At 26.5% G+C, this 24,882-nt stretch carries 22 protein-coding genes; 20 read left to right on the top strand and 2 right to left on the bottom strand.

The features are described 5' to 3' along the window. Positions 1 to 46: 46 nt before the first annotated feature. Positions 47 to 955: an LCP family protein gene (locus INR60_RS08335; protein ID WP_207729548.1), complete on the bottom strand. Its 909-nt coding sequence runs from the start codon at positions 953 to 955 to the stop codon at positions 47 to 49. A gap of 141 nt (positions 956 to 1,096) precedes the next feature. Here INR60_RS08335 and galE point away from each other — a divergent pair, with 141 nt between their 5' ends. The 20 genes from galE to INR60_RS08435 all read left to right on the top strand — a co-directional run bounded on the left by galE (position 1,097) and on the right by INR60_RS08435 (position 22,919). Then, complete coding sequence (galE, locus tag INR60_RS08340) at positions 1,097 to 2,122, top strand: UDP-glucose 4-epimerase GalE (RefSeq protein ID WP_194191058.1); 1,026 nt, start codon at positions 1,097 to 1,099, stop codon at positions 2,120 to 2,122. 164 nt (positions 2,123 to 2,286) lie between these two features. Beyond that, positions 2,287 to 4,167 (top strand): polysaccharide biosynthesis protein, encoded by a 1,881-nt coding sequence (locus tag INR60_RS08345; protein WP_338015010.1) that lies wholly within the window; start codon positions 2,287 to 2,289, stop codon positions 4,165 to 4,167. Between the two features lie 9 nt (positions 4,168 to 4,176). Next, entirely contained in the window at positions 4,177 to 5,325 is a 1,149-nt protein-coding gene (locus INR60_RS08350) for a DegT/DnrJ/EryC1/StrS family aminotransferase (protein ID WP_194191060.1), read from the top strand. Beyond that, on the top strand, positions 5,322 to 5,921 hold the full coding sequence (locus tag INR60_RS08355; protein ID WP_194191061.1) for a sugar transferase: 600 nt from the start codon (positions 5,322 to 5,324) through the stop codon (positions 5,919 to 5,921). The genes INR60_RS08350 and INR60_RS08355 overlap by 4 nt, the downstream gene beginning before the upstream one ends. Before the next feature lie 9 nt (positions 5,922 to 5,930). Further along, positions 5,931 to 6,560, top strand: coding sequence for an acetyltransferase (locus INR60_RS08360; RefSeq protein WP_194191062.1), 630 nt, complete (start codon positions 5,931 to 5,933; stop codon positions 6,558 to 6,560). Between the two features lie 17 nt (positions 6,561 to 6,577). Further along, a complete protein-coding gene (locus INR60_RS08365) occupies positions 6,578 to 7,918 on the top strand; it encodes a tyrosine-protein kinase domain-containing protein (RefSeq protein ID WP_194191063.1) in 1,341 nt (446 codons plus the stop codon). Beyond that, complete coding sequence (locus INR60_RS08370) at positions 7,915 to 9,006, top strand: glycosyltransferase family 4 protein (RefSeq protein WP_194191064.1); 1,092 nt, start codon at positions 7,915 to 7,917, stop codon at positions 9,004 to 9,006. Before INR60_RS08365 ends, INR60_RS08370 begins: the two co-directional genes overlap by 4 nt. 22 nt (positions 9,007 to 9,028) lie before the next feature. Beyond that, positions 9,029 to 9,829 carry a glycosyltransferase family 2 protein gene (locus INR60_RS08375; RefSeq protein WP_194191065.1) on the top strand — a complete coding sequence of 267 codons (801 nt, stop codon included), beginning with the start codon at positions 9,029 to 9,031 and terminating at the stop codon, positions 9,827 to 9,829. Between the two features lie 21 nt (positions 9,830 to 9,850). Continuing rightward, positions 9,851 to 10,930: an EpsG family protein gene (locus tag INR60_RS08380; protein ID WP_194191066.1), complete on the top strand. Its 1,080-nt coding sequence runs from the start codon at positions 9,851 to 9,853 to the stop codon at positions 10,928 to 10,930. A 17-nt stretch (positions 10,931 to 10,947) separates the two neighbouring features. After that, complete coding sequence (locus tag INR60_RS08385; protein WP_194191067.1) at positions 10,948 to 11,664, top strand: glycosyltransferase family 32 protein; 717 nt, start codon at positions 10,948 to 10,950, stop codon at positions 11,662 to 11,664. Between the two features lie 10 nt (positions 11,665 to 11,674). Then, positions 11,675 to 12,865 (top strand): glycosyltransferase, encoded by a 1,191-nt coding sequence (locus tag INR60_RS08390; protein ID WP_194191068.1) that lies wholly within the window; start codon positions 11,675 to 11,677, stop codon positions 12,863 to 12,865. Positions 12,866 to 12,870: 5 nt separating this feature from the next. Beyond that, complete coding sequence (locus INR60_RS08395; RefSeq protein WP_194191069.1) at positions 12,871 to 13,815, top strand: glycosyltransferase; 945 nt, start codon at positions 12,871 to 12,873, stop codon at positions 13,813 to 13,815. Beyond that, entirely contained in the window at positions 13,809 to 14,819 is a 1,011-nt protein-coding gene (locus INR60_RS08400; RefSeq protein ID WP_194191070.1) for a polysaccharide deacetylase family protein, read from the top strand. The genes INR60_RS08395 and INR60_RS08400 overlap by 7 nt, the downstream gene beginning before the upstream one ends. 10 nt (positions 14,820 to 14,829) lie before the next feature. After that, complete coding sequence (locus INR60_RS08405; protein WP_194191071.1) at positions 14,830 to 15,828, top strand: glycosyltransferase family 2 protein; 999 nt, start codon at positions 14,830 to 14,832, stop codon at positions 15,826 to 15,828. Between the two features lie 24 nt (positions 15,829 to 15,852). Beyond that, positions 15,853 to 16,851: a glycosyltransferase family 2 protein gene (locus INR60_RS08410; protein WP_338015013.1), complete on the top strand. Its 999-nt coding sequence runs from the start codon at positions 15,853 to 15,855 to the stop codon at positions 16,849 to 16,851. A 3-nt stretch (positions 16,852 to 16,854) separates the two neighbouring features. Then, positions 16,855 to 18,171 (top strand): UDP-glucose dehydrogenase family protein, encoded by a 1,317-nt coding sequence (locus tag INR60_RS08415; RefSeq protein ID WP_194191073.1) that lies wholly within the window; start codon positions 16,855 to 16,857, stop codon positions 18,169 to 18,171. A 3-nt stretch (positions 18,172 to 18,174) separates the two neighbouring features. After that, positions 18,175 to 19,350 (top strand): CDP-glycerol glycerophosphotransferase family protein, encoded by a 1,176-nt coding sequence (locus tag INR60_RS08420; protein WP_194191074.1) that lies wholly within the window; start codon positions 18,175 to 18,177, stop codon positions 19,348 to 19,350. A 16-nt stretch (positions 19,351 to 19,366) separates the two neighbouring features. Next, the gene (locus tag INR60_RS08425; protein ID WP_194191075.1) at positions 19,367 to 20,878 is read left to right on the top strand and encodes a lipopolysaccharide biosynthesis protein; all 1,512 of its coding nucleotides are present in this window, start codon (positions 19,367 to 19,369) and stop codon (positions 20,876 to 20,878) included. A gap of 21 nt (positions 20,879 to 20,899) precedes the next feature. Next, positions 20,900 to 21,871: a glycosyltransferase gene (locus INR60_RS08430; protein WP_194191076.1), complete on the top strand. Its 972-nt coding sequence runs from the start codon at positions 20,900 to 20,902 to the stop codon at positions 21,869 to 21,871. Between the two features lie 28 nt (positions 21,872 to 21,899). Continuing rightward, entirely contained in the window at positions 21,900 to 22,919 is a 1,020-nt protein-coding gene (locus INR60_RS08435) for a glycosyltransferase (protein WP_194191077.1), read from the top strand. 173 nt (positions 22,920 to 23,092) lie between these two features. Here the strand turns inward: INR60_RS08435 and INR60_RS08440 are convergent, their stop codons facing one another. Further along, positions 23,093 to 24,787, bottom strand: coding sequence for an ABC transporter ATP-binding protein (locus tag INR60_RS08440; protein WP_194191078.1), 1,695 nt, complete (start codon positions 24,785 to 24,787; stop codon positions 23,093 to 23,095). Between the last annotated feature and the right edge of the window lie 95 nt (positions 24,788 to 24,882).

Consider the following 24,882-nt stretch of genomic DNA (forward strand, 5'->3'; position numbering starts at 1 on the left):
TTTGTTTCTAAAATGAAAACAATAGATTTCATTTTAGAAACAGAATTTATTCGTATATAAATTCGTGAATCTCTTTAGTTTCTTCTTTTATATTAAAAGTTTGATAAGAAACTCCTTTAATCATTTCACCTTTTCTATGAGTATCACAAGGGAACATTTTTTCATTTATCTTTTTAGGTTTCATACTTAATACATCTGTTCCAAAAGACATAAATTCAGTAGGTGAAATGTTTGTATCTACTAAAGGAAGCATAGTATCTAAAAGGCTAGGGATTTTAGTAGGTGAAGTTGATACAAGTTTACCAAAAACATCTTCTAAAACGTTACGTTGCCTTTGTGTTCTCATTTGATCTCCCCCGTCATAACGGATTCTAGAATAAGCTAAAGCTTCAGCACCGTTTAGAGTCTGAGTTCCTGAGTGAGTAACTCCAGGGATATATTTAATCTCAGCTTCAGTTATATTAACTGTTATACCTCCTAGTGCATCTATAATCTTTGGAAGAGTAGTAAAGTTAACTGTAATAAATCTACTTATATTTAAATCAAAGTTTTGATTTAAAGTATTCATAGCAAGTTCAGCTCCTCCGAAAGCATAAGCGTGAGTTATCTTGTCTTTTCCGTAACCTTCGATATTAACGTAAGAATCTCTCATAATAGAAGAAAGCTTAAGCTTTTTGTGAGTTTCATCTATTGAAAGAATCATTATAGCATCAGATCTTCCGCGAACCCCTTCAGGTGCATCTATTCCAAACAGTGCTATGTTTGTAACTTCTGCATTAGCATTTTTATCTAAAGAAGTGTTGATACTTAATTTACTTTCGTCTATTTCGATTTTGTTTGGCTTACTTAAAAGGTAATAAAGGTAAGAAAAGCCAGAAATTAATACTAGAAGTATAACACTTACTACTATGATAATAATTTTTTTCTTATTTAAATTTTTTATTTTATTCACCATAATTCCTCCATAAAAATCAATCACTTCTATTTTATAACATTATAACAATAAAAACTATAAGAACTTCTTATTATTAGGTGAATAATAAATTGGACTAGCTTTGCATAGAAATAGATGTAAATAATGAGAGGTGGGGAGATTATGAAAATTTTAGTCACAGGTGGACTTGGATATATAGGGAGTCATACTGTTGTAGAATTGATGAAAAACAAGAATAATGAGGTTATTATAATTGATAATTTAAGCAATAGCAATATTGCTATATTAGATAGGCTAGAAAGGATAACTTTTAAGAAAATTAAATTTTATAATATTGATATAAAGGATGAAATGAAATTAAATGAAGTATTTACAGAAAATAAAATAGAATTAGTTATTCACTTTGCTGCATATAAATCAGTAGGGGAATCGGTAAAAGAACCATTAAAATACTATGATAATAATATAGGAGGAACGGTAACATTATTAAATATAATGAAAAGAAATAATGTAAAAAATTTTATATTTAGTTCATCAGCTACGGTATATGGGGAACAGGAAATAATGCCTATAGAGGAGGGATTTAAATTAAAGGAACCTAAAAATCCTTATGGTAAAACAAAAGTTATTACAGAAAAAATATTAAGTGATTTAGCAAAATCTGATGATGCTTGGAAAATTGCAATTTTAAGGTATTTTAATCCAGTTGGAGCTCATGAAAGTGGATTAATTGGGGAATTACCAAATGGTATTCCAAATAATCTAATGCCATATCTCTCAAAAGTAGCAGCGGGAGAATTAAAAGAATTGAATGTTTTTGGAAATAATTATGAGACAAAGGATGGTACGGGAGTTAGGGATTATATACATGTTGTTGATCTAGCAAAGGGACATGCTATCATAATCGATAATATATATAAATTCAATAAACTAAAAGTTTATAATTTAGGGACTGGAAATGGATATAGTGTTATAGAGGTAATAAAAGAGTTCGAAAAAATTTCAGGAAAGAAAATAAACTATAAAATAGTAGAGAAACGAAAAGGTGATGTAGGTGTATCCTATGCTTCTCCTAAAAAAATTAATGAAGAATTAGGGTGGGTTGCAAAAAAAGGATTAAAGGATATGTGTAAAGATTTTTGGAATTGGCAAAATAATGGATTGAAAGAAATAATCAATGAATTTTAAAAGAACTAATTTTTAGTTCTTTTTTATTTTAGATTTACAGAAGTAAAGTTTAAGAACTTCACTAAAAAAATAATAAAAAAGATAAAAAAATTATAATAATTTGACTAAGAAGTAAATATACCTATAATTGTAACCAATTTTAAATAGGAAATAATAAAAAGGGGGTGGGTATTTTGAATAGTTTAAGAAAGTATAGAGTTCCTATTTTGATTTTTAGTGACTTTTTATTTATAAATTTATCTTTTTTATTTAGTTTTATAATACGGTTTGATTTGAATTTCCCAAAGGGATTATTTAAAGAGAGCATCTATATGATGATTTTTATAAACTTTATTTATATTAGTCTTTTTTACTTTTTTAAGATGTATAAAACACTTTGGACAAATGCGAGTATAGATGAAGTTATGCGAGGTTTATCCTCTTCCTTAGCTGCTTGTTTAATTTCAATAGGAACTAATTACTTATTTAAAGAACCTATTCCTATGATAATTGTTTTGGTAAGTGTTGTATTTATATGTTTTACGTGTATTGGGTTTAGGCTTTCATATAGGGTCTTTAGAAGAATTGCTATGAGGAATAGCTATAGAAAGTGTGAATCTAAAAAAAGAATATTGATAATAGGAGCAGGTTCTTGTGGAAGAATTGTTATTGATGAAATGATTAAAAACAACCAGATGGATATGAAGCCTATCTGTATTGTAGATGATGATAAAAATAAAATAGGAAAATTTTTTATGGGGATAAAAGTTGTAGGAAGTACAAAGGAAATAACAAAAGTAGTTGAGGAGTTCAACATAGAAACTGTAATTATTGCTATATCAAAAATATCTTCAAGCTCTAAAAAGAGAATTATTGAAGAATGTCAAAAAACTAAAGCAAAAATAAAGATAATTCCTGGGGTTTATGAAATTATGGATGGAAAGATTTCAATTAGTAAGATACGAGATGTAGATCTTAAGGATTTACTTGGAAGAGATGAAGTTAAATTAGATAAAGAATATATTTCAAGTTACTTAAAGGATAAGGTTGTATTAGTAACTGGAGGTGGAGGTTCTATAGGTTCTGAACTTTGCAGGCAAATAGCAGAGTTTAGTCCGAAAAAGTTACTTATATTAGATATATACGAGAATAATGCTTACGATATACAAAATGAGCTTTCTTATAAATTTAAGGACTTAGAACTTAAAACCATTATAGCTTCTGTAAGAGATAAAAGTAGAATTAGAGATGTTTTTAGAGAGCACAGACCAGATGTAATATTTCATGCGGCAGCTCATAAGCACGTTCCTTTAATGGAAGATAACTTTAGTGAAGCTATAAAAAATAATGTGGTAGGGACATTAAACGTAGCAGAGATAGCAGGTGAGTTTAATGCTAAAAAATTTGTACTTATTTCAACTGATAAAGCAGTGAACCCAACTAATATAATGGGAGCTTCTAAGAGGGTATGCGAAATGATAATTCAATCTATAAATAAAAAAAGCAGTACTGATTTTGTAGCGGTAAGGTTTGGAAATGTTCTTGGGAGTAATGGCTCCGTTATACCTTTATTTAAAAGACAAATAAAAAATGGAGGACCAGTAACTATTACTCACAAGGATATAATAAGGTATTTTATGTTAATACCTGAAGCTGCACAATTAGTATTACAGGCTGGTGCTTTTGCAAAGGGTGGTGAAATTTTCGTTTTAGATATGGGAGAGCCTGTCAAGATATACGATTTAGCTAAAAAACTTATTAAATTTTCAGGTTTTGAACCAGAAAAAGATATAAAAATAGAAATAACAGGGCTTAGACCAGGAGAAAAATTATATGAGGAACTATTAATGGATAGTTCTCTTAATAAAACTAAAAATGAAAAGATATTTATAGAAACTACAGAAAACTATGATTACAAAATATTAAAAAATCAAATTATAGAGTTGTTAAATATAGCTATTAGTAATGATAAAGAGTTATTAAAGAAAAAATTAAAAGAAATAGTAAAAACATTTAAGGATCCTAAAGACGTTAATGAAAAGGGGAAATTTAAAAAGATTTCATAAGGGGGAAATATGAATAACAATAGGATTTATCTATCATCACCTCATATGGGAGGCTTAGAAAAAGAATATATAAAAGAAGCATTTGATACTAACTGGATAGCTCCACTTGGAAAAAATGTTGATGAGTTTGAAAATGAAGTATTAGATTATGTTAAAAGCAAAGGGGCGCTAGCACTATCTTCTGGAACATCTGCTATACACCTTGCTTTAAAGCTACTTTCTATTTCAGAAGGAGATTATGTGTTTTGTTCTGATCTTACTTTTGCAGCAAGTTGTAACCCTATTTTGTATGAGAAAGGCATTCCAATTTTTATTGATTCTGAGAAAGACTCTTGGAATATGTCATATAAAGCTTTAGAGAAAGCTTTTAATTTTGCAAGAGAAAACAATAAATTACCTAAAGCTGTTATAGTAGTTCATTTATACGGACAATCTGCTGATATGGATAATATTAAAAAGATATGTGACGAATATAAAGTTCCAATCATAGAAGATGCAGCAGAAAGTTTAGGAGCTATGTATAAAGGAACAATGACTGGAACTATAGGTAAATATGGAATTTATTCTTTTAATGGAAATAAGATAATTACAACATCAGGTGGAGGAATGCTGATTTCAGAAGATATAGAAAGTATAAATAAAGCAAGATTTTTAGCAACACAAGCAAGGGAGAATAAACCGTATTATCAGCATAAAGAATTAGGATATAACTATAGGCTAAGCAATGTTTTAGCTGGGATTGGAAGAGGTCAGCTAAGAGTTCTAGAAGACAGAATAAAAAAGAAAAAGGAAATTTTCTGTAGGTATTTAGATGGGTTTAAGAAATTAAAAGAGATTTCTATGATGCCAATAAGAGAATATGGGAGCCCTAATTTTTGGCTTAGTTGTATAAGGATAAATGATAATTCTAAAGTGAATCCAAAAGATATAATAGATAAATTAAATGAGGAGAATATAGAAGCTAGACATATATGGAAACCTATGCATATGCAACCACTATATAAAAAGTATATGTTTTTTAAAGAGGGGGATGAAGCTATTTCAGAACAAATCTTTAAAGAGGGAGTTTGCTTACCTTCTGATACTAAGATGACAGAAGAAGAGCAAGAAAAGGTAATTTCGTTAGTACGAAGAGTAATTTATAAGGAGAAAGTATGAATAATTTAAAACGGATTTTAGATATAATATTTTCTCTTTGTGCATTAATCATATTATCCCCGATATTTTTAGGATTATATATTTTAATAAAATTTAAGCTTGGTAGCCCTGTTATATTTAAACAAGAAAGAGTTGGAATTAAAAACAGGGTATTTACTATGTATAAATTTAGAACTATGAATGATTTAAAAGATGATAAAAATAATCTTTTACCTGATTATTTAAGATTAACTAAATTCGGGAAAATTATTAGAAGTTTAAGTTTAGATGAACTTCCAGAACTTTTTAATATATTAAAAGGTGATATGAGCTTAATAGGGCCAAGACCACTATTAGTTGAATATTTAAAACTTTATGATGGTGAGCAGATAAGAAGACATGATGTATTACCAGGTCTTACTGGGTTTGCACAAATTAATGGTAGAAATAATTTAAAGTGGAGCGAAAAGTTTAAGTTGGATGTTTGGTATGTAGATAATTGGAGCTTAAAACTTGATATAAAGATATTCTTTTTAACTATTTACAAAGTTTTAAAAAGAGAGGGTATAAGCGGAGCTGGTGAAATAACAGTTTCTAAATTCACTGGGCTAAATTAAAGGAGAATTATGAAGGATTTAATTATTATTGGGGCAGGGGGAGTAGGAAGAGAAGTACTTTGGATAATAGAAGAGATAAACAAATCAGAAGAGACTTGGAATATAAAGGGGTTTTTAGATGATAACAAAGAGATTTGGGGTAAAAATATAAACAATTATAAGGTTCTAGGAGGTAGAGATATATTATTATCTTTTCCTAAAGAGGTCTATATAATTATTGCGATTTCTAATTATAAAATAAAAAAAGAATTAGTAGAATTTATAGATGATAAATATAGATATGCAAATATAATTCATCCGAGTGTTTTTATATCTAAAACAGTAGAAATAGGAGAAGGGATAATAATTTATCCAGGAGTAGTTATAACTACAAATATAAAAATTCAAAATCATGTAATCATAAGTCCAAAGTGTGGAATCGGGCATAATTCTGTTTTAAAAGATTACGTATCACTTCTTTGGAATGCAAATATATCAGGGTTTGTAAAAATAGAAGAAGGTGCAATGATAGGTACAGGTGCTACAATCATTCAATACAAAAAAATTGGAATGGGGTCGGTAGTAGGGGCTGGTGCAGTTGTCATTAATAATGTTAAGGATAATGATGTAGTTGTAGGGGTACCTGCAAAAAGTATATGAGGAAAAAGAGGTAGGGTATGGGAGAAAAAACATTTGATATAGATAGACTAATTTATTCCTTTAAGAAAAAAATATGGTTGATTGTATTAGCTATGCTTGTAGCGGGTGGATTTGGATACTTAAAAACTACTAAGATGCATGAGACATACACAGCAAAAGTAAAGATTTTTTCAGGAAAGACAGACAAAATTACAGATGAATATTCAAAAGGAGAATTATCAGAGTATTCTTCACTTATGAATACTTATATACAACTTATAAAAACAAATGAGTTTATGGGTAAAGTTTCTAAAAAGGCTGGACTTAAAATGCCTCCAGAACAATTGATAAATGGTGTGCAATTTGGAGTGACAGAAGGAGTACCTATTTTAGAAATTAGTTATACATCAACTGAAGCTGATGCTTCAAAAAAAATAGTAACAACTATTGCTAATGAATTTAGTGCTGGAGTTGGAGAAATTATATTAGGAGTTCATACAAAAGTAATAGATGAGGTTAACGTGATAACTAATTATCCAAACAAAAAAAATATAATTATTTTTTATTTAGCAGTTGGTATTTTAAGTTCACTTGGAATAATATTCATATTAGATTATTTAGATAGTACCATAAAAGATAAAAGTGATTTAGAAAAGAGCTTTAAGGCACCTGTAATTGGTGAATTGCCTTTTAATAATAAAAAGTCTAAGGATAATGAAATTATAATTAAAACTAATTTAAAAAATATTACAAGTGAGAGCTATAGAAAATTAAGAACCAGTTTTGAGTATTCGTCTATAGATAAAGATATAAAAACATTAGTTATCACAAGTTCAGAATCAGGAGAAGGTAAATCTACCGTTTGTTGCAATTTTGCTTATGTGATGTCTCAAAGTGAAAAGAAAGTTTTAATTATAGATTGTGATTTAAGAAGACCTAGCATTCATAGAAAATTAAAGCTATCTAACGAGGAAGGTCTAACAAATTATTTAATAGGGAAAAGCAACTTAGAAAATATAATAAATAATGTTTGTAATAATTTAGATGTAATAACAGCAGGGGAGATGCCACCTAGTCCTGCAGATGTTTTAGGCTCTAATAAAATGCAAGAATTTATTAGAGAGGTAGAAGAAGATTATGATCTTATAATCTTAGATACACCACCAGTTAGAGCTGTAACTGACGGACAGGTTCTAGCGGGGAAAGTAGATGGGACTTTGTTTTTAGTTAGGGCTGAAAAAACTAAATTAGATTCAATTAATAAAGGGTATAAAGAATTGGAAAAAGTTAATGCAAATGTTATAGGCATTGTAATTAATGGTGAGTCAGTAGATAGAAAAGATGCATATTATTACGGGTATTCAAAGGAGAAAAAATGAAAAAAATATTATACGTAACAACTATCAGTAATACTATAAATGCATTTTTAGTTCCGCATATAGAGCATCTTATAAAGCTTGGGTACACTGTTCATATAGGATGCAATATTTTAAATGAAATAGATAGTAGGCTAATAGAATTAGGGATTAAGGTTCATAATATAGAATTTAGCAGAAACCCTATAAATATAAATAATTTAAGGTGCATAAAAAAGATAAGAGACATTCAAGAAAAAGAAAAATATGATGTTGTTCACGTTCACACGCCAAATGCATCTTTCTTAACTAGGTTTGCATTAAGAAAAGAAAAAATAAAAATGATTTATACTTCTCACGGATTTCATTTTTATAAAGGTGCGCCAATAATAAATTGGTTACTATACTATCCTTTAGAATGTATAGCAGGGAGGTGGACAGATACTCTAATAACTATAAATAATGAAGATTTTGAGGTTAGCAAGAATTTAAAACTTAGAGCAGCTGGAAATAGATTTTTAATGAATGGTGTCGGGATAGATGAAGAAAAATATGAATCTAAATCTTTTGATAGAGATTTATTTCGCGAAAAAATAGGTGTTAAAAAAAATCAATTTATGATTTTGATTCTTGCAGAATTAAATAAAAACAAAAATCATAAGCAGATTATAAGCACTTTGAAATATATGAAAAATATAGAGAATATTAAAGTTATATGTGCAGGGGATGGGTCTCTTAAAGAAGATCTTTTAAAAAAAATAAAAATATTAGGGTTATCAGAAAATATAAAACTTATAGGATTTAGAGAAGACATAAAAGAACTATTAAGTGCGGCTGATTGTGTTGCTTTATTTTCTAAAAGAGAGGGACTTGGAAAATGCCTTTTAGAGGGGATTATAAATAATAAAATTCTTTTAGCGACAGATACTAGAGGACCAAGAACATTAATCAAAGATGGAAAAAATGGAGTATTAGTTAAAGTCAATGATATAAAAGGAACAGCTAATGCTATTTGTAAAATTTTAGAAGGCTTTGAAATTAAAAGTTATGACTATAGTAAGTATTTACTTAGTAATGTTTTGAAGGATTTAGAAATATATTACAAGGATTAGATAATTAATTATAGGGGGGAATATGAATCCTAAAATTTCAGTGATAATGGGTATATACAATTGTGAAAGCACATTAAAAGAGAGTATAGATTCTTTATTTAATCAAACATTTAAAGATTTTGAATTAATTATGTGTGATGACGGATCTAGTGATAGCACATACGAAATAGCTAAACATTATGAGAAGAAACATAAAGATAAGGTTATAGTTTTAAAAAACAAAGAAAATATGGGCTTAAACTATACTTTAAATAAATGTTTAAAGGAAGCTAGAGGAGAGTATATAGCGAGGATGGATGGTGATGATATATCACTTCCTACAAGGTTTGAAGAAGAAGTACAAGTTTTAGAAAATGAAGATGTTGAAATTGTTAGTACGCTTATGAGTTATTTTGATAAAGATGGAGAGTGGGGAAAATGTTGTATCTCTGAATATCCCAAAAAAGAAGAATTAATAAAGGGAACTATTTTTTGTCATGCACCTTGTATGGTGAAAAAATTCGCATATGACAAAGTTTTAGGTTATAGCGTAAGTGATAGACTTTTAAGAATGGAAGATTATCATTTGTGGATGAAAATGTACAAAGAAGGGTATAGTGGGAAAAATATTCAAAAAGTATTATATAAAATGAGAGACGATAGAGATGCTACTAATAGAAGAAAATTTATATTTAGACTAAATGAAAGTTATGTAAAAAGATTAATAATAAAGGAACTAAAACTAAAAAAAATAAATTATATATATACAGTAAAACCAATAATACTTGGAGTGATTCCAAAACCTATCTATGAATATCTTCACAAGAAGAAACTGAATACTTAGAAGCACGTGAGGGTGTAATAAATGACTATATATATGATTAACTTAGTTTTAGTAATAATATCTAGTATTTTATCAGAAAAAGCTCTTAAATCTGAACATAAAAATAAAAAAGTCTATTCATTTATTTTTATGTCGGTAGGATTATTATCATTAATATTAGTTTCAGGATTTAGATATAAAGTTGGAACAGATTACTCAAATTATTCAGAAATTTATACAGCATTTGGGCCTGATAAGGTTAATTGGTTTGAAAGTGAATTTGGTTTTGATTTTTTAATGAAAAGTTTATATAAGATAAGTGAAAATCCACAAATCTTTTTCTTTTTATCATCAATAATAATAAACACGGTAATAGTTATATTTTTAAGAAAGTATAGCAAAGATTTTTCGTTATCTATGTATTTTTATATAACTACGTTTGTATACTATGGAACAATGAATGGATTAAGACAATATCTAGCTTCTGTAATATTGATATCAGGCTTTAAACATTTACTTAATAGGAACTTTAAAAAATATTTTTTGTTTATTATAATAGCATCACTATTTCATCAATCAGCTCTAATATTTATCCTTATATATTTTACAGCAAACAAAAAAATAGAGTCTTTTACAAACATAATAATATTTGGAACATTCTCGTTAGCATTTATTTTTTATCAGCAATTTGTTGATGTCTTGTTTAATTTAATTGGAACATCACAGTATTCAAATTATGAATCAATTATGCACGACACAAGCAATGGGGCTAATATTTTAAGGATAGCAGTTTGGGTTATACCTATAGTAATAATATTACTTTATAAAAAGCGTGCAATGTTAGTTTTTGGGGAAAGATTGAATGTAATATTGAACTTATGTATTTTAGGAGCTCTGTTTATGTGCTTAGCTTATAGACATGTATTTTTCGCAAGATTTTGTATGTATTTTGATGTTTATTATTTACTATTATTACCTAAGATTTGCTCTATGTTTGATGAAAAGAATAATAAATTTTTTAGGATAGTTATGGTAAGCGGCTATTTCTTATATTCAACGATGTTACTTTTAAGTGGTGAAAGTTGGATATATCCATATAAATATAATTTCAATTTGTTTTAGGAGGTGAAAGGTAATAAATGATTCAAAGAAAGATACATTATTGTTGGTTTGGAAGAATTGAAAAACCGGAAATAGTTAATAAATGCATTAACAGTTGGAAGGAAAATGCTAAAGGGTATGAGTTAGTAGAGTGGAACGAAGATAATTTTGATATAAATTCAAATGATTTTGTAAGGGAAGCTTACGAAAAAAAGAAATATGCTTTTGTAAGTGATTACGTTAGAGCGTATGCGCTATTTAATTACGGAGGAATATATTTAGATACTGATGTTGAGCTTTTAAAGGATTTTGATGATTATTTAGAAAATGACAGCTTCTTTGGATTTGAAGCTGCAAACTATATAGCTACAAGTACAATAGGTGCTAGAAAAGGAAATAAAGTTATTAAAAAACTTTTAGATAAGTATCAAAACAAAAAATTTATAAACAAAGATGGTACTTTAGATACTGTAACTAATGTATTTATCTTAAGCGATATTTTTAAAGATTTAAAAATAGAGAGAAATGGTAAATATCAAAAAAAAGAAGGATTACTTACAGTATATCCAATGGAAGTTTTTTCACCGTATGATTATAGGTTTTATCAAGATTTAAGAACTGAGAATACTGTTTCTATTCATCATTTTCATAAAAGCTGGGTATCTAAAAAGGATAAAATAAAACAAAGTATTAAAAAGTTAGGGATTAGACTTTTAGGAGTAAATAATATAAAGAAACTTACAGGGGTTAAGTAGGAGTAAATTTATGAAAAATATAATAATAGTTGCAGATAGTTTGGGGATTGGTGGAATTGAAAAAAGCCTTCTTAATATGTTAAATATATTTGATTATAAAAAATATAATGTTGATCTTAGGCTATATGAGAGAGAGGGGGAACTTTTTAAAAAAGTAGATAGCAAAGTTAATATTTTAGAAAAAAAGAAAAGCTTAGAATGCTTTTCTAAACCAATATTTTCATTATTAAAAGAAAAGAAATATAGAATAATGATTGGAAGACTCAAGGCTAAATTTAAAGCGATAATACTAGCTAAGATAAAGGGGATAAATGAGATATCCTACTATCAAATTCAAAATGCTTATAAATTTACTCACAAATACCTAGAAAAAGAGGAGAAAAGTTACGATGTAGCAATAGGTTATGTTTGGCCACATGATTATATTATTTCAAATGTTGATGCAAAAATTAAAATAGGCTGGATCCACACTGATTATAAAAATATATATCTAGATAGAAAATTAGATTTTAAGATGTGGTCAAAATTAGATGTTATCGTAGCTGTTTCAAAAGACTGCAAGAGAGCTTTTCTTGAGATTTATCCTGAATTAAAAAAGAAGGTGGTTGTTATAGAAAATATAACTAGTACTAGGTGGATAAGAGAAGATTCTTTAAAGGAAGAAAACTTATATAACAAAGAATATTTTAATATATTATCGATAGGAAGACTTTGTAATGCAAAAGGATTTGATATAGCAATAGATATTTTAGAAGAAGTAAAAAAAAGAGGCTATAAAAAAATAAGGTGGAATATAATAGGCTTTGGTCCAGATAAAGAAAAAATTATTAAGTTAGTAAATAATAAAAATTTAAAAGAAAACTTTGTTTTGATAGGTAAAAAAATTAATCCATATCCTTACTTAAGGGAATGCGATTTATATATACAACCTTCAAGATATGAAGGGAAGGCTGTTACTGTTACAGAAGCAAAGGTTTTAGAAAAGCCAATTTTAATATCTAATTATGAAACTGCAAAAAGTCAAATTAATCATATGAAAGACGGAATAATAGAAGAGTTAGACATTAAAAAAATGGCTGATTCAATTATTAAATTATATAAAGATGAAAAACTAAGAGAAAAATTATCTAAAGGCTGCAGATTATTAAGTTATGAAAATAATTATGAAATAGATAAATTATATAAAATAATTAGGGGATAGGGATAATGGATTATTCTATATGTATAAGAACTCTTGGAACAGCAGGAGTGAAATTCGAAAAGCTTATTAAAAGCATAAAAAAATTAAATATAAAGCCAAAGGAAGTAATTATTGTAATACCTAAGGGATATAAATTCCCTAAAGTAGAAATAGATAATATAAAAGTAGTTTATTCAGATAAAGGAATGCTTCTTCAAAGGATTATAGGGATAGAAGAAGCTAAATCGAAATATGTTTTGCTTTTAGATGATGATGTAGAGTTTGAAAGTAATATTTTAGAAAAATTATACGAACCAATAAAATTAGGACTATGCAAAATTTCATTTCCTATATACGAAGATCTTTTACTTAAAAAAGGGATAAGGCGGTTAATATCTTCTTTAACTCTTTCATCAGTTCCTAAAAAATACAAGAGCGAATTTGTAAAAATAATAAGTTCAGGGGGATATAGTTACAATAAGGACTTAAAAAATTCTAAAAGGTTTTTATATAGTGAAAGTGCACCTGGAATGTGTGTATTTGGAGAGAGAAAAGCTTTAATTAATTCTAGTTTAAGAGAGGAACTTTGGATAGATGAAACAAAATATTCTTTACGTGATGATGCAGTTCTTATTTATAAAAATCACTTAATTGGAAATAAAGTAATTGGTGTTAAAGATATAAATATAAAACATTTAGATGGAGGAAGCCTTGAAAAAAATAGAAATTTAAAAGCCTCTTACGCAAATACCTACAACCAAATACTTTTTTGGAAGAGATTTATATACGATAGAAAAGAAAAAAGAATAGATAAAATAAAAGCTAAGATAGCAATATGCTATTGGAAAGTAGCAACTTATATATATCAATTTGTTTCATGTACTATAAAAAATGATAAAGAAATGTTTTTAAAATCAAAGCAGGGAATTAAAGATGGGTTTAAAAAAATAAGTGAGGGAAATATATGGTGATAGATAAAAAGAAGCTTTTAGCTAAAATCAGCAAGTATACAGGGTTTACTTCACTTTGTTATTTTTTAAATAGGTATAGAAAAAGAGTTTTAGCTTATCACAATATAATTATTGATGATTTGTTCGATGATTCTATGCATTTAGATCACTCAATTAAAGAGAGTAATTTTAAAATGCATTTAAAAATAATAGAATCTAAATTTGATATAGATTTGAATCTTTCAAACAAAGAGAGCGTAACTTTAACCTTTGATGACGGTTATTTAAATCAATATCTTATTGGAAGTAAGATATTAGATGAAATAAATGCTAAAGGTATATTTTTTTGTTCAGAGGATTTAATAATTAAAGATAAAGGACTAAAGATGGATATGATTCAGTTTTGGCTTAGTTACGTAAAAGAAGGTAGTTATGATTTAAAGAAAACTAACATAAGGATAGATATAAATAATGAAAATAGAAGAAAAGAGTGGAATCTGCTTTCAAATATATTATTAGAAGGAAGTATATCCTTAAATGATATATATAGTGATCTAAATGAAGTGTATAGTTTTAGCAAAATAATTGAGAAAAATAAAGAGATTTATGAACTTAGGTTAAAAAGGATTAGTCCGAAGTTTTTAAATAATATGAAATTAAAGGGCCATCTAATAGGGGCTCATTCTTCAAAGCATAATAGACTTTCAGATTTAAGCCCTAAAGAATTAAAAGAAGATATAGAATTATGTAAAAATGAACTAGGTAAAATATATAATACTGATATTTTTTGTTACCCTTACGGAAGTGAAGAGGATATTTCTAATAGAGTTATAGAAGAAATCAAAAGTTCTGGATTTAAGAAAGCCTTTCTATATGGAAACTTTCCTTTAAAAAAATTTTCTTATAATGAATACCTTATGCCTAGAATGATTTTACCAAACACTAGTGATAAAGATTTAATTAATTTTACTTTATCTGGTGCTAAAAATATGATTTTATTTAGAAAAAGATTGCCTAAGATATAGGAGTTTAGATATGGGAATGAAAGTTTCAATAATAGTACCAGTTTATAACGGGGAAAAGTATATAAAAAGAGCAATTTATTCTACGATAAATCAAGAATACAAGGATTTAGAAATAATAATAATAAATGATGGCTCAACAGATAATACATTAAAAATTATTAAAAATATAGAAGATAAAAGAATTAGGATTATAAATAAAAAAAACACTGGAGTTTCAAATAGTAGAAATATAGGATTAGATAATGCAACAGGTGATTTTGTTATGTTTTTAGATGCAGATGATTATTTAGATTCTAAAATAGTTTTGAAACTTATGCGGTATGCAATGCCTAAAACTATGGTATTTTGTGATAATTATGAGGTTTTTAAAAATAAAACTGATATAAGAAAAGTGTTTGGAAAAAATGAAAAGGAAATAGCTAAAAAGGATATTTTAAGAGAAATTACAAAAGGTAATTTGGGACTTGTTTGCTCGAAATTAATCCATATAGATATTATTAAAAATAACAAAATAAGATTTGATGAAAATTTAAAATTATCTGAAGATCAGTTATTCTTTTTAGAAATTGCTTCAAAGTGTGAAAAATTCAAATATATTAAAGAAAGCCTTTATTATTATGATAGAAGAAATGAATTAAGCGCAACAAATAGTTATAAAAAAAATTTACTTAAAAATTATTTACTGCTTCAAGATAAGACAGAAAATATATTGAAAAATGAATTCAAAATCGAAGATAAGGAAAAAAATATACTTAACGAAAAATTATTTAATAGTTTCAAAGAAGTTTTGAGAAATGAAGTAGCTGAATTAAAAATAAAAGATTACAAAAATAGATTTAAAAACATCGGAGAACTTATAAGTGAAGTAGGTAAAAGAATTGATTTTAACTATGTTACAGGAAGTAATATTTTATATAGAGAAATGTTAAAGTGCATTAGAAGAGATACAGTAATAAATAGATTTAGACTAATTGTATTTATGAAAATTTTAATTTTAAAAAATGGATAATTGGGGGTGGTTGATTTGCCTAAGGTGAGCGTTGTTGTACCGATTTATAATGTAGAAAACTATTTAGATAAATGTATTAATTCGATTATAAATCAAAGTTTAAAAGATATAGAGATAATACTAGTAGATGATGGGTCTACAGATAATAGTTTAAAAATTATAGAAGATTTTAAGAAAAGGGACAATAGGATAAAAGTAATACAGAAGAAAAATGGGGGGCAGGGCTCTGCAAGAAACGAAGGTATAAAAATAGCGAGTGGAGAGTATATTGGATTTGTTGATGCTGATGATTATATAGATTTAGATATGTATGAAAAATTATATAAAGAAGCTAATGGCAAATTAGATATTTGTGTCTGCAGCAGAAAAAGTATTAATGATGAAGGGAAAGAACTAATAAAAATTAAAGCTGAATCTATAAAAAATAAGGCTTTTAATATTTCAGAATATGTAGAAGGATATTTAATGCAAAGTCACACGTTAATTGTATGCAATAAAATATATGATAAAAATTTATTAATAGATAATAGAATAACATTTAAAGAGTTTAATGAAATTGGAAGCGAGGATACTCTATTTAATTTGGAGGTTTTGAGGAATTGTAAAAATATAGGGGTGGTTAGTGAGACATACTACAATCAAATATCTAGAACAGGATCAACTACTAGAAAATATAATGCAGGATATATGATTAGGTTAGGAAATCTCTTGAAAACATTAAAGTCAAAAGGGTTTGAAAACACAATATTATATATAATTTATATTCATTTTAATGATAGGTACATTTCTTTAATAAAAGGGTATGGCAACAATCCAAAGATTAATTTTATTGAAGAAATAAAAAATAATAAGTTAAGTAATATTTACTACTATATAAATAAAAAGCTTATTTTCGATAAGGAAACAAATAAAATATTAAAAAATAGGGGCTACAGTATAAAAGGAATTATATTTTATAAGGCTAAACTATTTCTTAAATGGGTAAGGGCATATAAATTATTATGTATATTAGAAGGGGTATAGGGTATGAAAATTGTTATAGCGGGTACAGGTTATGTTGGATTAGTTACAGGTGCTTGTCTTTCAGAAGTAGGACACAATGTAACTTGTATAGACGTAGATTATGAAAAAATAGAAAAATTAAAATTAGGTATATCTCCGATTTATGAGCCTAATTTAGAGGAATTAATAGTTAAAAATTATAAAGAAGGTAAACTTAACTTTTCTACTGATTATGAAACTGAATATAAAGATTGTGACATAGTATTTATAGGGGTTGGAACTCCAGAAAGATCTGACGGGTCAGCTAATTTAGATTATATTTTTAAGGTTTTAAATCAGATCGCAAGAAGTGTAGAAAAAGATTGCTTAGTTGTCATGAAGTCAACAGTTCCTGTAGGAACAAATGATAGAGCAGAATTATATTTAAAAGAGCATCTAAAGAATAATGTTAAGGTAGAGGTTGCATCAAATCCTGAGTTTTTAGCTCAAGGAACTGCAGTACTAGATACTTTAAATGCTAGTCGTATAGTTATTGGAGTTGAGAGCGAGGAAGCTAAAAATAAACTTTTAGAAGTATATGAAAGATTTAAGCAACCTTTAGTAATTACAAATAGGCGAAGTGCAGAAATGATAAAATATGCATCAAATGATTTTTTAGCTTTGAAAATTTCATTTATAAATGAGATAGCTAATCTTTGTGAAAAAGTTGGGGCGAACATTGAAGATGTAACTAAGGGAATGTCCTATGATACGCGTATAGGAAATAAATTTTTAAATGCAGGGATTGGGTATGGAGGTTCATGTTTTCCTAAAGATACCAAGGCTCTTCATTGGCTTTCAAATGATAATGAATATGAACTTAAAACAATAAAAGCAACTATAGAAGTAAATGAGAATCAAAAATATAAATTATTTAGAAAAGCAAAAGAATTATATGGTGAGTTGAAAGGGAAAAATGTTGCAATATTAGGATTAACGTTTAAGCCAGGAACAGATGATTTAAGGGAAGCACCATCAATTCCAAATGTAAGAAGATTACTTGAAGAGGGTGCAATAATTAAAGCATATGACTCTGTAGGAGAAGAAAATTTTAAAAAAATATATAAAGAAGAAATAACTTACTGTAATTCTATTGAGAATGCTATACACAAAGCAGAATTAGTATTTATTTTTACAGAGTGGAAAGAAGTTAAAGAATTCGAATTGGATAAGTATAAAGTTATGTGTAATGAAGATGTTGTTATATTAGATGGACGTAATTGTTATAGAATTGATGATATGAAAAATAGAAATTTAAACTATTATTCTATTGGTAGAGAATTTATAAAAAGGAATAAATAAAATATGAAATGCTTTAAATATATTTTTCAAGGAATTAAGATAAGTTTATCTAAACTAGTAAGTGTTTTTATAAAGATAAATACCAAATATAGAGATGTATGGCTAGTTGGTGAAAGAAAAAATGAAGCTAAAGATAACGGATATCATTTTTTTAAGTATGTACGGGAAAAGCATAAAGATAAAAATATATATTATGTAATAACAAAGAATTCGAATGAACTTAATAAAATAAGAGAATATGGAAATATAATATTTTATGATAGTTTCAAACATTATGTCTATTATTTTTTATCCACTAAATTAATAAGTGCACACGCAGGTAGTAATATGCCAGATAGCCCTATTATTTGGTGGCTTAAAGGTAAGGGGATTTTTAAGAGACAAGTAATATATTTAAAACACGGAATAATAAAAGAGACAATACAATCTCATAGATATGAAAATACAAAGTATGACATGATAATTTGTGGGGCAAAACCAGAATATGATTTTGTGAAAAAAGAACTTGGATATCCTAAAGAAAATGTTAAATATCTAGGTTTGTGTAGATTTGATAATTTACATGATTTTAAAACAAAAAATCAAATATTCATGATGCTCACATGGAGAAAGTGGTTTGATTTAGGAGACTCTATTAAAGACAAAGTATTTGATGAAAAAAGATTTTTAAAGTCAAAATATTTTAAAGAAATTAAAATGTTTTTAGAAAGTAAGGAATTAGATAAAGTGCTAAGCGAAAATAATATTGAACTTGTATTTCATCCACATCATGAAATACAAAGATTTATTAAATATTTTAAAAGTATTAGTAAAAATATAATAATTGCAAAAGAAGGAGAGTATGACGTTCAAGAATTATTAAAATCATCTAAAATTCTCATAACTGATTATTCTAGCGTAGCATTTGATTTTGCATATATGAAAAAGCCAATCATATACTATCAGTTTGATTCAGAAGAATATTACAAAAACCATTATCAAAAAGGTTATTTTGATTATGAAAAAGATGGGTTTGGAGATATAGCTTCAAGTGTTTTTGAAGTTGTTAATTGCTTAAAGAATACTATAGATAATGGAGCCTTTAATCAGAATAAATATAATACTAGAATTGATGAGTTTTTTACGCTAAATGACAAAGAAAATTGCAGGAGAACATACGAAGAGATAAAAAGGAATTAATAGTTAAGAGGGGATTATGAGAGTAAAAAATTCTTTGAAAAATATTTATATGAATATATTAACTCAAGTTGTGATTATCTTATTAGGATTTATTTCAAGAAAAGTTTTTTTGGATAATCTAGGTGAAGAATATCTAGGAGTAAATGGATTACTAATTAATTTAATTTCTATGATGAGCTTAGTTGAAGGTGGCATAGGGTTAAGTATAGTTTATAATTTATACAAGCCGTTAGCTGAGAAAGACGAAGAAAAGATAATATCATTAGTTCAGTTATATAAAAAAATATATAGAATATTAAGTTTTATAATATTTGGTATAAGTTTAATCATATATCCTTTTTTAGGATACTTAATGAAAGATGTTACAGAAGTTAAGTATATGGGGATAGTATATTTTCTATTTGTATTTAGAAATATAGTTTCGTATTTAAATGCACATAAATGGTCCTTAATAAATGCAGATCAAAAGGGATATGTATTAGCAAGATATAATTTGTTTTTCAATATAGTAACAACTATAGCTAAGATAATAATATTAGTAATCACTAAAAACTATATTTTATATTTAATGATAGAACTTATAATTTTTATAGTTCAAAATGTTTGGATAGGAAAGATAGTTAATTCAAGATACAAGTATATAGTTACAGATAAAAAGTATGAGGTCAGTAGTGATACTAAAAAGAATATTATAGAAAATGTTAAAGCATTATTTTTGCATAATATTGGAGGTTGGTGCGTTTTTGGAACTGACAATATACTAATATCTGCATTTATAAGCACAAAAATAGTAGGTTTGTATTCGAATTATACAATGATATTAGATCAGGTTTGTAGCTTAATAAATATGTTTCTAAATGGAGTTGGCGAAAGCGTTGGAAATCTAGTAGCAGTAGAAAGTGAAGAAAAAAAATATACCGTATTTAAAGTTATATTTTTGGTGAATTTTTGGTTTTATTCTTTAGCAGTTATCTTTTTATATAATCTTATTGAGCCGTTTATAAACTGGTGGCTTGGAGAGGGACTATTACTTGGAAAGTTAGCCTTTATATTTATTTTAATAAATTTTTATATGAAGGGGTTAAGGGCATCTATTTCAATGTTTAAGACAAAATCAGGAATATTTAAAAATGATAAATATGTACCACTTATAGAGTCTATTATTAATTTAGGGGCATCTATTATTTTATTAAAATATTTTGGTATTGCAGGTGTATTTATGGGAACTACGATCAGTACAGTTATGCTACCATTCTTGATACAGCCAAAGCTTGTATATAAATATGTATTTAACAAACCTGTAATGGGATATTTTAAGCGATATATATTCTTTGTTTTAATAACATTATTTTCAGGATTTATAGCAACTTTTTTATGCCAGTTAATAATAGGAAGTGGATTATTATTTTTAATTATTAGGGGGATAGTATGTTTGATAATTCCTAATTTAATATATATTTGTTTATTTCATAAATCAGACGAGTTTAAATATTTACTAGATATAGGCAAAACATTTCTAAAAAAGTAGTAAATTAAGATATAGTTTGGGGTGAGTGTTATAAAAGCATTAATTAGTATAGTTGTACCAGTATATATGGTAGAAAAATATTTAAAAGAATGCATAGAGTCAATAATAGGACAAACTTACGAAAATATAGAGGTAATATTAATTGACGATGGGTCTAAAGATAAGAGCGGTGAAATATGCGATTATTATAGTGAAAAAGATACTAGGATTAAGACTTTTCATAGAGAAAATAGGGGGTTGAGTGCAAGTAGGAATTTAGGGATTACAGCATCTAAAGGTGATTATATTTTATTTTTAGATAGTGATGATTTTTTATCTAATGATAATGTACTTTTTGAAATGTTAAATATTATAGAAAAGGAAAAGTCTGATTTACTCTTTGGTGGTGCTATTTCCTATTATTCAAAAGATAGGAAAAAGTCTATAAATAATTTAAATAAGCTTGTAAGTAATGAAGTAACATTAGCTTCAGAAGAGTATTTATTAAGGTGTTTAAAAAAATCTATTTTATATGCTCCAGCAACTTTTTATATGTATAATAGAAATTTTCTAATTAAAAATAAACTTTATTTTAAGGAAGGTATATATCACGAAGATGAAGAATTTACGCCTAGGGCTTTATTAAAAGCTAAAAATATCTCTATATATAAAAAGGATTTTTATAGCTATAGACAAAGAGAAAATTCAATTATAACTACCTATATAGAAAAAAAGGGTAGAGATATGTTAAGTACGGGAGTTAGCACATATAAGTTATCAACTAATATTAAAAATAATGAATTAAAAACTCTATTATGTGATCTTATAAGTAGCACTATGATAAACCAAATAAATAAGTATAAGTTTAAAGAAATAACTAAAGAAGAAAAAAATATTATATATAAGTCTGCTGTAAGTAAGAAGTTTAAAGTTAGAGCGGCACTAATAAATACAAATATGAAATTATACCATTTTTCAGAAAATATATATAGAAAATTAAGAAGAATAGAGTAAATAATTAATAGTTAAAAGGGAGATTGGTGTGGGGAAAGCTGTAAGTATTATAGTGCCTATTTATAACGGAGAAAAATATATAGGTAGGTGTATAGATTCGATTATAGGACAAAGCATAGAAGATATTGAAATTATATTAATAGATGATGGGTCAAGTGATAATACAAAAGACATTATTAGTAAGTATGCAAAATTAGATAACAGAATAAAGGTTGTATATAAAGAGAATACAGGACCTAGTAACTCAAGAAATATTGGTATTAATATGTCTAGAGGTGAATATATTGGTTTTGTTGATGCTGATGACTTTATAGATAAAAATATGTATTTAAGATTATATAATAGAGCAAAAAAAAGCGACAGCGATATTACTATTTGTAATTATAAAGAAGTTTTTTTAGAAGAAGATAGAGAATTTAAGATAGATCATAAGTTAGGAAATGATATAATTTTTGATAAAGAAGAAATAGAAAAAAACATAATAAGTACATTTTCAAATAATGAGAATAGAGGTTTTTATAGTTTATGTAATAAAATTTATAAAAGAGATTTCATATTAAAAAATAATCTTAAAATTGACGAAAGTAGAGAACATGGAGAGGATTGGATCTTTAATATGATAGCTTTTACAAAAGCTGAGAAATGTAGCGCTATAAGTGATTGTTTATATAATTATGTTCATCAAAATAAAGAAAGCTTAATGTTTAAATACAGAAAAGAGCAATTTGAATTGATTTTAAAGGGAAGAAGAGAAATAAAAGAAATAGTCCCTAATAAATTTTTAAATGAAAAAGAATTAGATAAAAGATTTATGTATGAGGTAACATCTTATATAGTAGGGAGTTTTAGTAACTTAAAAGCTGATAAAAAAGAAATTATTTTAAATGTTTTAAAAAATAAAGAAGTTATAGATAGTGCTAAAAATGCAAGTTTAATGCCTATTCATTTAAAAATAATAATGAAAAATATCAGAAAAGAGAGAGGTAAATTGTGTTATTATTTATTTTTAGCGTTATGGTCAATTAAATATAGAGGTAAGAGTATATGAATGATTTAGCACTTATTTATTATGTGTTGTTATGATAGCTTTTTTAGTGTATTTAAGGGGGCTTTGAGTCTTTTAAATTATAATTAAAATTATTAGAAGTTAGTTTAATAAATATGTTTAATTTTAAAATCTAATTAAATAAATTTGAATCAAGTTAAAGAGGTTATCAATTATTAAGATAACCTCTTTTTATAAGTTATATCATTAATTTTCCCATTTTCTAATTTTAATATTCTATCACATATTGAAAGAGCATAAGGCCTATGAGTTATGATTATACAAGTAGGTTTGTGTGAAAGCTCTTTTACTGAGTTTATTATCTTAAGTTCTGTCTCTTCATCTAAAGAAGAGGTAGCTTCATCAAGTATTAGTATAGGTTTCTTCTTAAGAAATGCTCTTGCTATACTTATTCTTTGTGCTTGTCCTTCTGATATTCCCTGGCCCTTTTCTCCTATTTTTGTATCAAAACCATCTTTTAAATTTGTGATAAAACTATAAGCTTCAGCTTGTTTTGTTGTAGAAATAATATCTTTAATTGAAGCATTAGGATTTCCAAGCAAGATATTACTTTTTATAGTTCCTGTAAATAATGTATTACCTTGAGGAACATATGATATCATCTCTCTATGATTTGGAGATAAATTTTCAGAAAAACTATCATTAATAAAGGAAATATCCCCAGATGTTTTATCAATTAATGATAGTAAGAGTTTTGTTATAGTAGTTTTACCTTCACCTGAAGGGCCTATTAGTGCAACTATCTCACCAGATTCAATTTTAATATTTATTTTGTCTAATATATTATTTTTATTATTATAAGAAAAACAAACATCTTTAAAACAGATTGAAGGTGATGTTGAAATAAAATGAGATGCTTTATTATCTATTAAGTTGAATGAATCTAAATCTTCTAATCTCATTTCCTCTATTTCCATTAACCTTTCAGAAGCAGCAATTGAAGCAATAAACCCAGGGAACATACTTGCAAGTGATTGAAATGGACTTTTTACGTTGTTATAAAGTTGAAGCATTGCAGTCATTGTACCATAGGTAGAAAGTCCTTGTGCTATATTTATAGCACTAAAGCAAAATATTGAAAAATATGCTATTGATGTTGAAAAACTCATTATTAATCCAGAAGATAATCTGATCTTAGTATTTTTCATTGATAAATTATATTTTTCATTTTGAATTTCATCTATCTTATTTAGAGAATAGTTTTCTAAACAAAATGATTTTATGATTGGTGAATTACATATTGTTTCTTGAAGGAAACTTTTATATTTAACATCATTTTCTTGAATATATTTATATAATTTCTTAAGCTTTAATCCAAATATTTTGCCTATGAAAATCAAAAGTGGACCAATAAATATAGCAATTAAAGCAATTGAGGGTGCTAAATATAATAGTGCACTAAGAGATGCTATAAAGGTAACAATTAATGATATTATGCTAGGAATTGTATCTAATAGCATAGAAGAAATAGTGTTTACATCATTTTGTATTCGAGTAACTAAATTCATACTATTTATTTTTGATTGATCTTTGAATTTGCTAAAAATTATATGCTTATATAATTTTTTTTGTATATTCTGATTGAACTTTATTGTTACATGAGTACGCATTAATGTAAGAATTGAGTTAATTATAATTTTTGAAAACATAATACTCCCCATAATAAAAAGCCATTTATATACAGAGTTTAAGTTAAAAGTTATTGCAGAGTCTATTAATGATTTTGAGACAAATGCATTATATACTCCAACTAATGAAAGTAGTGAACTTATTAATGTTGAAACTATTAAAAATAAAAATATAGGTTTACCATTTTTTATTATCCAAATCAATTTTTTTATAGATTCCATAAACACTCCTTATTAAAGACATTAATATTATATTTATAATAAATTTTAAGTAATATTACTTAAAATTAATAAATATTATTAATTTATGATTAAGT

Origin of the sequence: Clostridium chrysemydis (assembly GCF_015234215.1) — a bacterium.
Lineage (GTDB): Bacteria > Bacillota > Clostridia > Clostridiales > Clostridiaceae > Clostridium > Clostridium chrysemydis.

Coding starts and splice junctions, on each gene's coding strand:
- INR60_RS08335 (WP_207729548.1), bottom strand. CDS start 955: ATGGTGAATAAAATAAAAAATTTAAATAAGAAAAAAATTATTATCATA.
- galE (WP_194191058.1), top strand. CDS start 1,097: ATGAAAATTTTAGTCACAGGTGGACTTGGATATATAGGGAGTCATACT.
- INR60_RS08350 (WP_194191060.1), top strand. CDS start 4,177: ATGAATAACAATAGGATTTATCTATCATCACCTCATATGGGAGGCTTA.
- INR60_RS08355 (WP_194191061.1), top strand. CDS start 5,322: ATGAATAATTTAAAACGGATTTTAGATATAATATTTTCTCTTTGTGCA.
- INR60_RS08360 (WP_194191062.1), top strand. CDS start 5,931: ATGAAGGATTTAATTATTATTGGGGCAGGGGGAGTAGGAAGAGAAGTA.
- INR60_RS08365 (WP_194191063.1), top strand. CDS start 6,578: ATGGGAGAAAAAACATTTGATATAGATAGACTAATTTATTCCTTTAAG.
- INR60_RS08370 (WP_194191064.1), top strand. CDS start 7,915: ATGAAAAAAATATTATACGTAACAACTATCAGTAATACTATAAATGCA.
- INR60_RS08375 (WP_194191065.1), top strand. CDS start 9,029: ATGAATCCTAAAATTTCAGTGATAATGGGTATATACAATTGTGAAAGC.
- INR60_RS08380 (WP_194191066.1), top strand. CDS start 9,851: ATGACTATATATATGATTAACTTAGTTTTAGTAATAATATCTAGTATT.
- INR60_RS08385 (WP_194191067.1), top strand. CDS start 10,948: ATGATTCAAAGAAAGATACATTATTGTTGGTTTGGAAGAATTGAAAAA.
- INR60_RS08390 (WP_194191068.1), top strand. CDS start 11,675: ATGAAAAATATAATAATAGTTGCAGATAGTTTGGGGATTGGTGGAATT.
- INR60_RS08395 (WP_194191069.1), top strand. CDS start 12,871: ATGGATTATTCTATATGTATAAGAACTCTTGGAACAGCAGGAGTGAAA.
- INR60_RS08400 (WP_194191070.1), top strand. CDS start 13,809: ATGGTGATAGATAAAAAGAAGCTTTTAGCTAAAATCAGCAAGTATACA.
- INR60_RS08405 (WP_194191071.1), top strand. CDS start 14,830: ATGGGAATGAAAGTTTCAATAATAGTACCAGTTTATAACGGGGAAAAG.
- INR60_RS08415 (WP_194191073.1), top strand. CDS start 16,855: ATGAAAATTGTTATAGCGGGTACAGGTTATGTTGGATTAGTTACAGGT.
- INR60_RS08420 (WP_194191074.1), top strand. CDS start 18,175: ATGAAATGCTTTAAATATATTTTTCAAGGAATTAAGATAAGTTTATCT.
- INR60_RS08425 (WP_194191075.1), top strand. CDS start 19,367: ATGAGAGTAAAAAATTCTTTGAAAAATATTTATATGAATATATTAACT.
- INR60_RS08440 (WP_194191078.1), bottom strand. CDS start 24,787: ATGGAATCTATAAAAAAATTGATTTGGATAATAAAAAATGGTAAACCT.